The 13,373-nt window shown below is 71.9% G+C and carries 16 protein-coding genes; 13 read left to right on the top strand and 3 right to left on the bottom strand.

Annotation, left to right across the window (positions count from 1 at the left end; genetic code table 11):
- Positions 1-153: 153 nt before the first annotated feature.
- From H3H34_RS04170 to H3H34_RS04160, 3 genes are all read right to left on the bottom strand, one after another.
- Complete coding sequence (locus tag H3H34_RS04170; RefSeq protein WP_194743945.1) at positions 154-738, bottom strand: Smr/MutS family protein; 585 nt, start codon at positions 736-738, stop codon at positions 154-156.
- On the bottom strand, positions 735-1,682 hold the full coding sequence (locus tag H3H34_RS04165; protein WP_194751848.1) for an MltA domain-containing protein: 948 nt from the start codon (positions 1,680-1,682) through the stop codon (positions 735-737). The genes H3H34_RS04170 and H3H34_RS04165 overlap by 4 nt, the downstream gene beginning before the upstream one ends.
- Before the next feature lie 74 nt (positions 1,683-1,756).
- Entirely contained in the window at positions 1,757-2,428 is a 672-nt protein-coding gene (locus H3H34_RS04160; RefSeq protein ID WP_194743943.1) for a Tim44/TimA family putative adaptor protein, read from the bottom strand.
- Between the two features lie 204 nt (positions 2,429-2,632).
- Between H3H34_RS04160 and secB the strand changes: the two genes are divergently transcribed.
- The 13 genes from secB (at position 2,633) to H3H34_RS04095 (ending at position 13,365) form a co-directional block, all read left to right on the top strand.
- Complete coding sequence (secB, locus tag H3H34_RS04155) at positions 2,633-3,139, top strand: protein-export chaperone SecB (protein ID WP_194743942.1); 507 nt, start codon at positions 2,633-2,635, stop codon at positions 3,137-3,139.
- 28 nt (positions 3,140-3,167) lie between these two features.
- The gene (murJ, locus tag H3H34_RS04150) at positions 3,168-4,736 is read left to right on the top strand and encodes a murein biosynthesis integral membrane protein MurJ (protein ID WP_194743941.1); all 1,569 of its coding nucleotides are present in this window, start codon (positions 3,168-3,170) and stop codon (positions 4,734-4,736) included.
- Between the two features lie 34 nt (positions 4,737-4,770).
- Positions 4,771-5,778 (top strand): tryptophan--tRNA ligase, encoded by a 1,008-nt coding sequence (gene trpS / locus H3H34_RS04145; RefSeq protein ID WP_194743940.1) that lies wholly within the window; start codon positions 4,771-4,773, stop codon positions 5,776-5,778.
- Complete coding sequence (locus tag H3H34_RS04140) at positions 5,775-6,689, top strand: P1 family peptidase (protein ID WP_194743939.1); 915 nt, start codon at positions 5,775-5,777, stop codon at positions 6,687-6,689. The genes trpS and H3H34_RS04140 overlap by 4 nt, the downstream gene beginning before the upstream one ends.
- Before the next feature lie 51 nt (positions 6,690-6,740).
- A complete protein-coding gene (locus H3H34_RS04135; RefSeq protein ID WP_194743938.1) occupies positions 6,741-7,295 on the top strand; it encodes a NifU family protein in 555 nt (184 codons plus the stop codon).
- 2 nt (positions 7,296-7,297) lie between these two features.
- A complete protein-coding gene (locus H3H34_RS04130; protein ID WP_194743937.1) occupies positions 7,298-7,888 on the top strand; it encodes a malonic semialdehyde reductase in 591 nt (196 codons plus the stop codon).
- Positions 7,873-8,508 (top strand): tRNA (adenosine(37)-N6)-threonylcarbamoyltransferase complex dimerization subunit type 1 TsaB, encoded by a 636-nt coding sequence (tsaB, locus tag H3H34_RS04125; RefSeq protein WP_194743936.1) that lies wholly within the window; start codon positions 7,873-7,875, stop codon positions 8,506-8,508. Before H3H34_RS04130 ends, tsaB begins: the two co-directional genes overlap by 16 nt.
- Positions 8,508-8,993, top strand: a complete 486-nt coding sequence (locus tag H3H34_RS04120; RefSeq protein ID WP_194743935.1) for a GNAT family N-acetyltransferase — start codon at positions 8,508-8,510, stop codon at positions 8,991-8,993. Before tsaB ends, H3H34_RS04120 begins: the two co-directional genes overlap by 1 nt.
- Positions 8,994-9,168: 175 nt before the next feature.
- Positions 9,169-9,588 carry a MucR family transcriptional regulator gene (locus tag H3H34_RS04115; RefSeq protein WP_194743934.1) on the top strand — a complete coding sequence of 140 codons (420 nt, stop codon included), beginning with the start codon at positions 9,169-9,171 and terminating at the stop codon, positions 9,586-9,588.
- Between the two features lie 139 nt (positions 9,589-9,727).
- Positions 9,728-10,150 (top strand): Fur family transcriptional regulator, encoded by a 423-nt coding sequence (locus tag H3H34_RS04110; RefSeq protein WP_194744120.1) that lies wholly within the window; start codon positions 9,728-9,730, stop codon positions 10,148-10,150.
- 160 nt (positions 10,151-10,310) lie between these two features.
- Positions 10,311-11,030, top strand: a complete 720-nt coding sequence (locus tag H3H34_RS04105) for a lysophospholipid acyltransferase family protein (protein WP_207790731.1) — start codon at positions 10,311-10,313, stop codon at positions 11,028-11,030.
- The gene (miaB, locus tag H3H34_RS04100; RefSeq protein ID WP_328831179.1) at positions 11,027-12,358 is read left to right on the top strand and encodes a tRNA (N6-isopentenyl adenosine(37)-C2)-methylthiotransferase MiaB; all 1,332 of its coding nucleotides are present in this window, start codon (positions 11,027-11,029) and stop codon (positions 12,356-12,358) included. The genes H3H34_RS04105 and miaB overlap by 4 nt, the downstream gene beginning before the upstream one ends.
- Complete coding sequence (locus tag H3H34_RS04095; protein ID WP_194743932.1) at positions 12,355-13,365, top strand: PhoH family protein; 1,011 nt, start codon at positions 12,355-12,357, stop codon at positions 13,363-13,365. Before miaB ends, H3H34_RS04095 begins: the two co-directional genes overlap by 4 nt.
- The last annotated feature ends 8 nt before the right edge of the window (positions 13,366-13,373 follow it).

Raw genomic sequence — 13,373 nt, 5'->3', positions numbered from 1 at the left:
GAGGGTGTCGCAAGCGCTGGCGCAGGCCTTGACGACCGTCGCATGGCGTAGGCGCCCGCCACCCCTGCCATGCGCTGCCGGAATATGCGGACCGGCCGGCTGGCCGAAGCGTGAACGCCCCACCTCTGCGATGCTTGCGGCAGCTCCGTTCCGTCACCGCCCGCCGGCGTCGCTTCGCGCCCGCGCGCGCCTGAGCACCAGCCAGACAGCCCCCGGGCCGCCCTGCCGGCCCGGGGCCTGCCTGACCGCCGCAATCCGCGCGGAAAGTTCGGGCGCGCCGAGCCAGCGCGGCAGTTCCGCACGAATGGCCCCGCGCCCGGGGCGGTCTCCCATCAGGTCCGCCGGCGCCGGGCCGGGCGTGCCGCCCTTGCCGGTGATGACAAGGAGGAGCCGTTCGCCCCGATCGGCGGCGGCGCGCACGGTCCGCTCAAGGCGCAGCCTGGCCTCCTCCCGCGTATGACCATGAAGGTCGATCACCCGGTCGGGCCGGGCCTTCCCGGAGGCGAGCTTCCGGTCCCAGCTTGCGTCCAGAGTCTCGGTGGGTCGCTGCGGCCTTGCCGGCGCCAGCCCGGCCGGGCCGGCCCGCGCCTTTCTTGCCCCCACGCCGGCGCGGTCGGGCCGGGCAGGCGGGCGCGGTTCCGGTGGGTCGAGCACCTCCGGCAGCGGCTTCCATGCCCTGACCGTCGCTGCCACCTGCCGCCACAGCGCGAGCTCCTCTGCCGTCAGCCGCCGGCTCATGGCACGCTTCTCGGCAGCAGGAGCGTTGCCGTCGCCTCCGCCTGCTGGGCCCCGGCCCGCCGCCCGGCGGCCTCGCCCTCGCCGAAGTAGATGTCGAACCGGTTTGCGCCCCGGATGGCAGCACCCGTGTCGGCGGCGACCAGCAGCCGCCGGAACGGCGTGCCATCGGCAAGCCGCGTCTCGAGCCGGACGAGCGCGCCGAGGGGCACCTGCGCCGGGTCGACGGCGACGCTCGCTTCGGCCACCAGCTGGCTCCCCAGCGTGCCCACGGGGAAGGGCGCGTCCTCCGGCAGGCGGCGGAAGAAGACGTAGCGCGGGTTCATGGCCAGCAGCGCGTCGCGCGCGGCCGGGTTGGCGGCGAGCCAGGCGCGGATCCCGGCCATGCCGCTTCCCGGCGGGATGGCGCCGCGCTCTCTCAGCACCTGCCCGATGGCGACATAGGGGTGGCCGTTGTGGCCCGCAAAGCCGAGCTTTACCTGGCGCCCGTCCGGCAGCCGGGCGAGGCCCGAGCCCTGGACCTGCAGAAAAAAGAGGTCGACCGGGTCCATCCACAGCAGCGGCTCGGCCCGGCCGGCGAGCGCGCCGGCCATGATCCCGGCCCGGGTGGGGCAGGGGCTTTTCGTGCAGTCGAGGCCCGCAGGGGGTGCCAGCACCGGAGCGAGACCCGGTCGCGGCCGTTCACGGGCGGGGAAGACCGGGGCGTAGTAGCCGGTTGCAAGGCCGCGCCCTTCGCCGAGCCGCACTTCGCGGAAACGCTCCGCGAGAAACCGGTCGAAGCTGGCAGGCGTGACGGTTGCGGCCTCGCGGCAGGGGTCAAGCCAGTCGGCCGGCCGGGTCAGGCCCGAGGGGTCTCGCCAGGAGGGCAGGCGGGCACAGGCGGCGCGGAAGGCCTCGAGTGCCCCGGCCGCGCCCGCGTCCGCGAAGGAAGTCGCGGGCGCCGGCATCTTCCGGCTGGCACAGGCTGCAAGCACAAGCGCGCAGCCGAGCGCCACTGCCAGCCCGCGCCGCATGGGCGCGTCTATTCGGCGATGTCGGTGCCGACGACGAGCCAGACAGGGTCGGGCGACGCCACATGCCGGCTGAAGGTCCAGACATCGTGCGTCTCGACGCTTGCATCCGGGTTGCCGTCGACGATGGCGCCCGTGGCGTCTCGCGTGACCGCCACGATCTCCGCGTCGAACTGGACGGTGACCTCCGCCATGGAGCCGTTCATCCGGGCATCGACGATCCGCACCTGGTCCACCTCGAGCAGGCGGTTCTCGAGGGTGAGCCCTGCCGCACGCCGCTCGGCGAGCGCATGGCGGAAGTTCTCCAAGACGTCGTCGGAGACGAGTTCGGCGAGCTCCGCTTCGTCGCCGCGCCAGAAGGCCTCGAGGATCATCTGGTAGGCCCCGCGAGCGCCGGCGATGAACTGCTCCACGTCGAAGCTGCGATCCGCACGCCGAATCGCATCGAGACCGGCGCGCACCTTCGGGTCGAGGTCGGCTGGCAGCTCGGGGAGCTGCAGCGGCTCGGGCTCACGCGCCGAGCCGGCGGCCGACGGGTGCGCGACTTCGGCCGTGCCGGCGCGGAACGGGTCGGCCACCGGGCGCTCGTGACCGGTGCGACGGCCGAGCACCTGGTAGAGCCGGAGGCCGATGAAGCCCGCCAGCATGGCCAGGAAGATGATCTCGATGAGCCCGCTTTGCATCTCGCCCTGTGCCCTGCCATCCGTCTCCACGCTTCGCGCGCCGCGTGCGCGACCCGCCCGCGCTCGGTGGCCCGACGGGTTGCAACACCTTGGCACAAGATAGGGCGGGGGGACAGGGAGAAAAGGGCGAGGGGGCCGCTTGCCGCAGCGGGACCCTGCTGCTAGCGCCGCCAGCGATCGAGGAACGCGAGGACGGGAGGCCGCATGGCCAGCATCACGCCAGAAGACGCCGAGGCGCTTGCGAACGGCGCGGACCTGACGCCGCAGGCCGGGATTCTCGCGCAATATGTGAAGGACCTCTCGTTCGAGAACCCCAATGCGCCGGCCTCGCTCCAGGGGCAGGGCCAGCCCAAGCTCGAGGTCTCGGTGAACGTCAATGCCCGGGCGGGCGAGAACGACATGTACGAGGTGGAGCTCCGGATCTCGGCCAGTGCCAGGGGTCAGGGCGACCAGGCCCTGTTCGCGGTCGAGCTGCTCTACGCCGGCCTGTTCCGGCTTGCCGGCGCGCCGCGCGAGGCGATCGAGCCCTTCCTTCTCGTCGAGGCGCCGCGGATCCTCTTTCCCTTCGCCCGCCGGGTGATCGCGGATGCCGTGCGCGACGGTGGCTTCCCCCCGCTCATGCTCGACCCGATCGACTTCGGCGGCCTCTACATCCAGCAGCTCGAGGCCCGGCGCAGCGCCGGCGAAGGCGGCGTCGTCGGCAACGCCTGACCTGCGCGGGCCACGGGAGCGGCCGGCGATGGCGCTGATCCGCGCGGCCTCGATGGTCGGCGCGCTCACCCTCGTCTCGCGGATCCTGGGCTTCACCCGCGACCTTCTCATGGCGCGTTTCCTCGGCGCCGGGCTTGCGGCCGACGCCTTCCTCGTCGCCTTCCGGCTGCCCAACCTGTTCCGTTCGCTCTTTGCCGAGGGCGCCTTTTCCGCCGCCTTCGTGCCCATGGCGGCCGAGCGGCTCGGACGGGAGGATGGCGGCCGCGCGGCCCGCGCCTTCGCCGAGCAGGCGCTTGCCTTCCTGCTGCCGATCCTCCTCGGATTCACCGCCCTCATGCTGGCGGCCGCCGGCCCGGTCGTCTGGGCCATGACCGGCGGCTTCCGCGATGCCGGGCCGGAAAAGCTTGCGCTGACCGTCGAGTTCACCCGCCTCACCTTCCCCTACCTGATGCTCGTGTCCCTCGTGGCGCTGCTCGGCGGCATCCTGAACGCGGTCGGCCGGTTCGCGGCCATGGCGGCGGCGCCCATCCTTCTCAACCTCACCCTGATTGCCACGCTCGCCCTGTTCCGCGGGGAAACGAGCGTCGCAACCGCCCGCGCGCTTGCCGCAGGCGTGACGGTTGCCGGGGTGCTCCAGTTCCTCTGGCTTCTCCACTTCGCCCGCCGCGCCGGCATGGCGCCACGGCTCGTCCTGCCCCGGCTCTCGCCGGAGGTGCGCACCCTCCTGCGCCGGATCGGGCCTGCCGCCCTCGGGGCTGGCGCCACCCAGCTCAACCTCCTCGTCTCGACCATGCTGGCCGCCCGGCTGCTCGCGGAAGGCTCGGTCAGCTACCTCTACTATGCCGACCGGCTGAACCAGCTGCCGCTCGGTCTCATCGGGGTTGGCATGGGGGTGGCGCTGCTACCCACGCTCGCCCGCCTCATCGGCGCCGGCCGCGAGGAGGCCGCGCTCCACCAGCAGAACCGGGCGCTCGAGTTCGCGCTGTTTCTCGCGCTCCCGGCGGCAACCGCCCTCGTGGTGGCCGCCCACCCGATCATCACTGCGCTCTTCCAGCACGGCCGCTTCACGGCCGAGAACGCGCAGATGGCGGCACGCGCGCTTGCCGCCTTCTCGCTCGGCCTTCCGGCCTACATCCTGGTCAAGGTGCTCACCCCCGGCTACCACGCCCGCGGCGACACGCGCACGCCGATGCGCTTCGCTCTCGTCGCCATCGCCGCCAACCTGGTCGGCAACCTCGTCCTCATCTGGCCGTTCCAGCACGTCGGCATCGCGCTTGCGACCGCGCTTTCGGCATGGCTGAACGTGGCGCTCCTTGCCCGCGGGCTTGCCCGGAAGGGTCGCCTCGTGCCCGACGCCGCGTTTCGCCGGGCGTTGCCGCGCATGCTCGTCGCCGCCGCCGCAGTCGCAGCCCTGCTTCTGCTCGCCGCGCCTGCGCTCATGCCGCTTGCCGCCGGCACGGCGCCCGAGCGCGCGGCAGCGATGCTCGCCCTCGTCGGTGGCGGCGCCATCGTCTACCTCGGTCTCGGCAGCGCGATCGGCGCCTGGCAGCCGCGCGCGCTTCTCGCCGCGCTCCGCCGCCCGGCCGCCACCGGCTGAGGCCGCCACCAGGGAAGGTCACCAAGGAAGGTCCATGCGCATCGTCTCGGGTATCCAGCCCACCGGCCGGCTCCATCTCGGCAACTGGCTGGGCGCCATCCGCAACTGGGTGCGGATGCAGAATGCACTGGAGCCCGGCGGCCAGGCCTTCTTCTTCATCGCCGACCTCCACGCCATCACCGTGCCGCACGACCCGGCCGAGCTCCGCCGCGCCACCCGCGAGATCGCCGCCGCCCTCATCGCCGCCGGGATCGACCCCCAGCGTTCCGTCCTCTTCAACCAGGCGCAGGTGGCCGAGCATGCCGAGCTGGCCTGGGTTCTCTCCTGCACGGCGCGCATGGGCTGGCTGAACCGCATGACCCAGTTCAAGGAGAAGTCGGGGAAGGACCGCGAGGGGGCATCCGTCGGCCTCTTCACCTACCCGGTGCTCCAGGCCGCCGACGTGCTCGTCTACAAGGCAACGCACGTCCCCGTCGGCGAGGACCAGAAGCAGCATCTGGAGCTTGCCCGCGACATCGCCATCAAGTTCAATACCGACATGGGGGTGGAGCTTTTCGTTCCGCCCGAGCCGATCATCCCGCCCGAGACGCCGCGGATCCGCTCGCTCCGCGATGGCACGGCCAAGATGTCGAAGTCCGACCCGTCGGACCAGTCGCGGATCAATCTCACTGACACGCCGGACGCGATCCGCCAGAAGATCCGCCGGGCGAAGACGGACCCGGAGCCACTGCCCGCCGCCGCCGCCGGGCTCGAGGGCCGGCCCGAGGCGCAGAACCTCGTCGGCATTCTTGCTGCGCTGACCGGCCGTTCGGCCGACTCGGTGTGCGCCGAGTTCGCCGGCCAGGGTTTTGCGGCCCTGAAGCCGGTGCTGGCCGACGCCCTGGTCGCGGAGCTCGCGCCGGTCTCGGAGCGCCTGCGCATGCTTCTTGCGGAGCCCGAGCGGATCGATGCCGTGCTGGCCGAAGGTGCCGCACGCGCGCGGGCGGTGGCTGCGCGGACGCTGGCCGAGGTGCATGCCGCCGTCGGCTTCCTGAAGCCGTGACCGACGCCTGGCTCGAGGGGCTCGCCGTCGGGCACGCCCACTGCCCGGAGGCGCGCACCGGTGTCACCGTGATCCTGCCCGACCGGCCCGCGGTGATGGCCGTCGACGTGCGCGGCGGCGGCCCGGGAACCCGCGAGACCGACGCGCTTAGCCCTGAAAACCTTGTCGAGCGCGCCCACGCGCTGGTGCTCGCGGGCGGAAGCGTGTTTGGCCTTGCCGCTGCCGACGAGGTGGCGCTTGCGCTGGCGCGGCAGGGCAGGGGGCTTGCGCTGGGGGAGGGCGCAGCCGCGCTTCACGTGCCCGTGGTGCCGGCCGCCATCCTGTTCGATCTCCTGAACGGCGGCGACAAGGCCTTCGCCCGGGCCGAGGGGCCGGAGCCCCCCTACCGCCGGCTTGCCCGCGCGGCGCTTGTTGCCGCCGGTCCGGAGCCCGCGATCGGCCGGGTGGGCGCCGGCTTCGGCGCCACCGCCGGAAGCCGCCCGGGCGGTTTCGGCTGGGCCTCCGCCCCCCTCGATGCGGGGGGGCAGGTGGTGGCGCTGGTCGCGGTCAACAGCTTCGGCGAGGTCTGCGCCGGGGCGCCGCCCGATGCCGGGCCGGTGCCCATGCCAAAGGGCCGGCCCATGGCGGCGCTCGAGGCCGGCGCTGCCCCTGCCAACACGACGCTTGCCGTGGTGGCGACCGACCGGCCCCTCACGCGGGCAGCAGCGCGGCGCCTGGCGCTCATGGCGCATGACGGGCTTGCCCGGGCGATCCGGCCCATCCACACGCCCTTCGACGGCGACACGGTCTTCGCCCTCTCGACGGCGGCCGAGACGCCGGCTGCCGTTCCGCCCGTCCTCGTGGCCGAGCTCGGGACGCGGGCCGCTGACTGTCTTGCCCGCGCCATCAGACGCGCAGTCGGCGAGGCTTGAAGCGCGCGTCGCGCTCCGCCACATGACACGCTCACGCAGAGGACGCCGCCCATGCTGATCCAGACCGAGACCACGCCCAACCCGGCAACGCTCAAGTTCCTGCCCGGCCGACTGGTGGCCGGCAGCCGCACGCTGGACTTTGCCTCGCCCGAGGCCGCCGAGGTCTCGCCCCTTGCCCGCGCGCTCTTCGCGCTTGGTGATATCGAGCGCGTGTTCTTCGGCGAGGACTTCGTGACGGTGACGAAGGCGCCCGGCGGCGCCGACTGGGCGGCCCTCAAGCCCGAGGTGCTGGGCATTCTCGCCGATCACTTCGCCAGCGGCGCGCCGCTCGTGGTGGGCGAGACGGCGGAGGCCGAGACCTTCGACAACCCCGAGGATGCGGAGATCGTGGCCCAGATCCGCGAGCTCCTCGACACGCGCATCCGGCCCGTGGTCGCCGGCGACGGCGGCGACATCATCTACCGCGGCTTCGACCGGGGTGTCGTCTACCTCCACATGCAGGGCAGCTGCGCCGGCTGCCCCTCGTCGACCGCCACGCTCAAGGGCGGAATCGAGAACCTGCTCCGGCACTATGTGCCGGAAGTGGTCGAAGTGAGGGCGGTCTGAGCGTGGCGGCGCCGCTTGCAGACGAGGCGCTCGACCAGCTGTTCCGGGAGGCGCGGACCCAGTATGTCTGGCGGCCGGAGCCGCTGCCCGAGGGCACGCTCGAGGCGCTCTACGATCTCCTGAAGCTCGGCCCCACGTCTGCGAACTGCTCGCCGGCCCGCTTCCTCTTCTGCCAGAGTCCGGAGGCGAAGGCGCGCCTTGCCGCCTGCGCGCTGGACGCCAACCGGCCGAAGATCCTCGGTGCGCCGGTCACCGTCATCATCGGCATGGACCTCGCGTTCCACGAACGGCTTCCCGAGCTGTTTCCGCATACCGATGCGCGCAGCTGGTTCGCAGGCAACCCCGAGCTCATCCGCGAGACCGCGTTCCGGAACGCCTCCCTCCAGGGCGCCTACCTCATCATGGCGGCACGCGCGCTCGGGCTCGACTGCGGGCCGATGTCGGGCTTCGACAAGGCAGCGGTCGATGCCGCCTTCTGGGCCGGCACCACGGTCGAGACCAACTTCCTCTGCGCGATCGGCCACGGCACCGGCGAGAACGTCTTCCCGCGCGCACCGCGCCTCCCCTTCGCCGAGGCATGCCGGATCCTCTGACGGCATCGGCACCAGGAGGTGCGGGGCCGGTTCTCGTCATCGCCACCGGCCACGCCCTCTCGTTGGCGCTGGTCGATGGCGCGGACGTGCTTGGCGAGCACCATGAGCCGCTGGCGCGCGGCCACGCCGAGGCGCTGGTCCCGGCCCTGCAGGACCTTCTCGCAGGCGAGCGCCGGCCAGCGGAGGTGCGGGTCGAGACAGGGCCGGGCAGCTTCACTGGCCTCCGGGTGGGGATTGCGGCAGCGCGCGCGCTCGGGCTTGCCTGGGGTGTGCCGGTGCGGGGGGTCTCCTCGAGCCAGCTCGTGGCCGCCGAGGCCGAGGCAAGCGGGATGACGGAGCCCCTCCTCGTGGTCCTTGCTGCCCCCCGCGGGCAGATCTGGCTCGAGCCGCTTCGTGACTTCGTGCCGCTTGCTCCTGCCGAGGCGCTGCCGGCCGAGGCGGCGCGGGCGCGGGTTGTCGCCTGGCCGCATGCGATGACCGGCTCCGGTCTCGAAGTGCTGGGGGTGCCGGCGCTGCAGCGGGAGCCGCGGGCCCGCTTCGGCGGCCTTGTACCGGAGGGCCGGCTCGGCCCGCCACTGCCGCGCTACGTCCGCGCGCACGAGGCACGGGAGGTTGCATGATGGCAACCGCCCGTGACCAGCAGGCGGCCGTGGAGCCTGGCACGGCAGCGGACGCCGCGGCCGTCGAGCGGCTGTCCCGGGCATCGTTCGACCCGCGCTTCCGCGAGGCGTGGAGTGCTGGCCAGATCGCCCGCGCGCTTGCCGACCCCGGCGTGTTCCTGCTGGTGGTTCGCGGCGGGCCAGGAGAGCTGCTGGGCTTTGCCCTGACCCGCGCGCTCGCCGGGGAGGCCGAGCTGCTGCTCTGTGCCGTGCTTCCGGCACACCGCCGCTCCGGGCTTGCCTCGGCGCTGGTGGCCGCAGCGATGGCCGAGGCCCGGAGGATGGGCGCGCGGCGGATGTTCCTCGAGGTGCGGGAGTCGAACGGCGCCGCGCGCAGCCTCTACCGGTCGCTCGGCTTCGAACCTGTCGGGACAAGGCCATTCTATTACAGGTCGGTAGCAGGAGAGGTTGCCAACGCCATCACCCTCAGTCGATCGCTTGCATGACCGCAGAATAGGCTCTGACTTCTCTGCATGGCTACAGTCAGCGATTGCGAAAGGACTTGCAATCCGGCGTCAATGATGCGCAGGAGCAAGGACGGGGCGGGTCTGCGGTGCGAGTCTGCCCCGTGGAACGCTCCGTTCCCAGCGCATGACGCGCGGTCTCGATGGAAAGCAGCAAATGTCCGAAGCGATCGGTGAAAACGACCTCCTCGCCCTGACGTCCGACATCGTGTCGAGTCACGTGGCCAACAACAGCGTGTCCGTCGGCGACGTGCCGCAGCTCATTCAGAGCGTTTACAACACGCTGGCAGCACTTGCCCGGCCGCAGGCCGCGCCGGAGCCGAAGGCCGAACCCGCCGTTCCGATCCGCCAGTCCGTCAAGCCGGACTACATCGTCTGTCTGGAAGACGGGAAGAAGCTCAAGATGCTGAAGCGGCATCTCAAGACCGCCTACGGCATGACGCCTGAGCAGTACCGGGCGAAGTGGGGCCTGCCGCCCGACTACCCCATGGTGGCTCCCAACTACGCCGAGGCGCGGCGCGCGCTCGCCAAGCAGATCGGTCTCGGGACCAGCCGCACGTCGGGCCGCCGGAAGTAGGGGGCGGCTGAAAGCATGGGCGGCCGGCCCTGGCGGTCGGTCGCGCCTTGCCGCCGCCGTGTCGCGAGGCTATCAAGACGCCTGCCGCGAACGGCGCGGCAGGGGCGTTGCCCCTTCTCTGGAACGGGTGCGGCTCGTCTTGCCGGGAACGATCGACATCGAGGCCCTGTGCCAAGCCAAGGGGCTCCGGATCACCGAACAGCGCCGGGTGATCGCGCGGGTTCTGTCGGAGTCGCAGGACCATCCGGACGTGGAGGAGCTCCACCGCCGGGCCTCGGCCATCGACAAGGGCATCTCGATCGCCACCGTCTATCGCACCGTTCGGCTGTTCGAAGATGCCGGGATCCTTGAGCGCCACGACTTCCGCGACGGCCGATCGCGCTACGAGCCAACTCCCGAAGAGCACCACGACCACCTGATCGACATCGAATCGGGAGAGGTGATCGAGTTCACCGACCAGCGGATCGAGGCGCTGCAGGCCGAGATTGCCGAGCGGCTCGGCTATCGCCTGGTGGACCATCGGCTCGAGCTCTACGGCGTGAAGCGGAAGGAGCAGGGCTGAGCTGCGCATGCCGCCCGCCATGCTGTCGGCGCGCCTCAGGCAACGGCCGGCTGTGATGCCCGGAGCGTCGCCGCCCCGTAGGCCTCGGCGGGCACCCCCCTTTCGCCCCTCCGGGCCGGTCAAGACGCTCGCAGGTGCGATTGCAGCAACCGGCACGCTCGTGCCCGCCTATGTCGCGCTGCGGAACTTCGTGCCGGGCGCTCGTTCGCGGATCCCGAGCCTCTACTGCGGCGTGCTCGCCCGTGCGCTCGGGGTCGAGGTTCTGATGCGCGGCGAGCCTGCCTCCGGCGGTGTCCTCTACGTGGCCAACCACCTCTCCTGGCTCGACATCCTCGTGCTCGGCTCGCGTCTCGACGGCGCCTTCGTGGCCAAGCACGAGGTGGGGCGGATGGCGCTCGTCAATCTGCTCGCCGGCCTGCGCGAGACCATCTACGTCGAGCGCGAGCGCCGCTCGCGCGCAGCCGTTCAGGCCGGGGTCGTCGCGGAACGCTTGCGCGCCGGCGGCAACGTCATCCTTTTTCCCGAAGGCACGTCGAACGACGGGGTGCGCATCTATCCCTTCAAGTCGACCCTGTTCGCGGGCCTCGAACTCGCGGGCGAGGCGAGGGTCCAGCCCGTCACCATCGCCTACACGGCCTTGAACGGCCTGCCGCTCACCCGCAACCGCCTCCTCGAGCTCGCCTGGATCGGCGACATGGAGCTTGCCCCGCATGCGCTCGACGTGAGCCGGCTCGGCCGGGTCCGCGCCGAGATCCTGTGCCATCCCCCCGTCCGGCCGGCCGACTTCCCCGACCGCAAGGCCCTCGCCCGCCACTGCGAGGCCGTGATCGGTGCGAGCTACCGCCGCCTCGTTCGCGGCGACGCGGAGGGGCGCGCGTGAGCCCCCGCACCTTCGCCATTCGCAGCTACGGCTGCCAGATGAACGTCTACGACTCCGAGCGCATGGCCGAGCTGCTTGCCGCCTCCGGCCTTGCTCCGGCCAGCGAAGGAGCGCCTGCCGACGTCGAGATCCTGAACACGTGCCACATCCGCGAAAAGGCAACCGAGAAGCTCTACTCGGACATCGGGAGGATCCGCGCCGCAGCCGAAGCCGAAGGACGGGCGCGCCCAACGGTCGTCGTTGCAGGCTGCGTTGCCCAGGCGGAAGGCGAGGAGGTGCGCGCCCGGGCGCCCGCGGTCGACGTGGTCGTCGGCCCGCAGGCCTATCACCGCCTGCCCGAGCTGCTGGCCCGCGCCCGATCGGGCCCTGCTATCGACACCGACATGCCGGAGGTGGCGAAGTTCGCGCACCTGCCGGCCCGCACGCCGCGCCGCCGCGCCTCCGCCTTCCTCACCATCCAGGAAGGCTGCGACAAGTTCTGCACCTTCTGCGTGGTGCCCTACACCCGGGGGGCGGAGGCCTCGCGGCCGGCCGCCGACATCCTCACCGAGGCGCGCGCCCTTATCGCCAGCGGAGCGGTCGAGCTCACTCTGCTCGGACAGAATGTGAACGCGTGGGCAGAACCCTTTGACCAAGGCCGGGACTTTGCCTGGCTCCTGGCGGAGGTTGCGGCGCTTCCCGGGCTCCGGCGGCTGCGCTACACGACGAGCCACCCGCGCGACGTGACCCCCGCTCTCGTTGCCGCCCATGGGCGCGTTCCCGCGCTCATGCCCTTCCTGCACCTGCCGGTGCAGTCCGGCTCCGACCGCATCCTCGCGGCCATGAACCGGAAGCACGGCCGGCAATTCTACCTCGACCTCGTCGCAGCCTTCCGCCGCGCCCGGCCCGATCTCGCGCTCTCCTCCGATTTCATCACCGGCTTTCCGGGCGAGACCGAGGAGGACTTCGCGGAGACCCTCGCGCTCGTGGAGGAGGTGGGGTTCGCCCAGGCCTACAGCTTCCGCTACTCGCCCCGACCGGGCACGCCGGCCGCCGAGCGCCCGGGCCAGGTGCCCGCCGGCGTTGCCGCCGAACGGCTCGAGCGGCTCCAGAAGCTGCTTGCCAGCCAGCAGCTTGCCTTCAACCGTTCGCATGTCGGCTCGGAGACGGAGATCCTCGTCGAGAAACCCGGCCGCCACCCCGGGCAGTGGATCGGCAAATCGCCGTGGATGCAGTCGGTGGTGGTGGAGGACTCCTCCCTTGCGCCCGGGGCCCTCGTGCCGGTGGCCATCACTGCGGCCGGCCCGAACAGCCTTTCGGGGCGCACGCTGGCCCGCCGGGCGGCATGAAGCGCCCGCCCGGCAGGCCGGCTCTTCCGCAGCGGAGCGAAGAGGTCGCCCCCCGCGCACGGGTCGAGCTCGAGTTCGAGCGGGCGAACCTGCTCGGGGCGCTCTTCGGCCAGTTCGACCAGAACCTCATCACGCTCGAGAACCGGCTCGGAGTCTACATCGCTGCCCGCGGGAGCCGGGTGGCAGTCGAGGGCGAGCCCGCCGCGATTGCCCGCGCGCGCGACGTGCTGCTCGCGCTGTACGGCCGGCTCGAGCGGGGCCAGCAGGTCGAGCCCGCCGACGTGGAGGCTGCGATCGCCGCCACGGATTCCCCCTCCCTCGAGGGCCTGCTTCCCGGCTCGACGGGCGAGACACCTGCGATCCGCACGCGGCGCAAGACCATCTTCGCGCGGAACGCCGCCCAGGCCCGCTACGTCGAGGCGCTCGCCAGCACCGACATCATCTTCGCGCTCGGGCCCGCGGGTACCGGCAAGACCTACCTTGCCGTCGCCCAGGCCGTCTCCCAGCTCGTCTCCGGCTCGGTCGACCGGCTCATCCTCTCGCGGCCGGCCGTCGAGGCCGGCGAGCGGCTGGGCTTCCTCCCCGGCGACATGCGCGAGAAGGTCGATCCCTATCTCCGCCCGCTCTACGATGCCCTCTACGACATGCTGCCGTCCGAGCAGGTGGAGCGGCGGATTGCCTCGGGCGAGATCGAGATTGCGCCGCTTGCCTTCATGCGCGGGCGCACGCTCTCGCATGCCTTCATCATCCTCGACGAGGCGCAGAACACCACGCCGCTCCAGATGAAGATGTTCCTGACCCGGTTCGGCGAAGGCAGCCGCATGGTCATCTGCGGGGACCCGAACCAGGTCGACCTGCCCGATCCTTCGGGCAGCGGCCTTGCCGATGCCGTGCGCCGGCTCGAGGCAGTGAAGGGAATCGGCACGGTCAGGTTCGGCGCGAAGGACGTGGTCCGCCACCCGCTCGTCGGGCGGATCGTCGAGGCCTACGAGGGCCCCGGTGCCTGAGGCCCCCT

This window comes from Thermaurantiacus tibetensis, from assembly GCF_015354055.1.
GTDB lineage: Bacteria > Pseudomonadota > Alphaproteobacteria > Sphingomonadales > Sphingomonadaceae > Thermaurantiacus > Thermaurantiacus tibetensis.
Note: the sequence above shows the minus strand (reverse complement) of the source record. Positions and strands in the feature narration are given on the sequence as shown.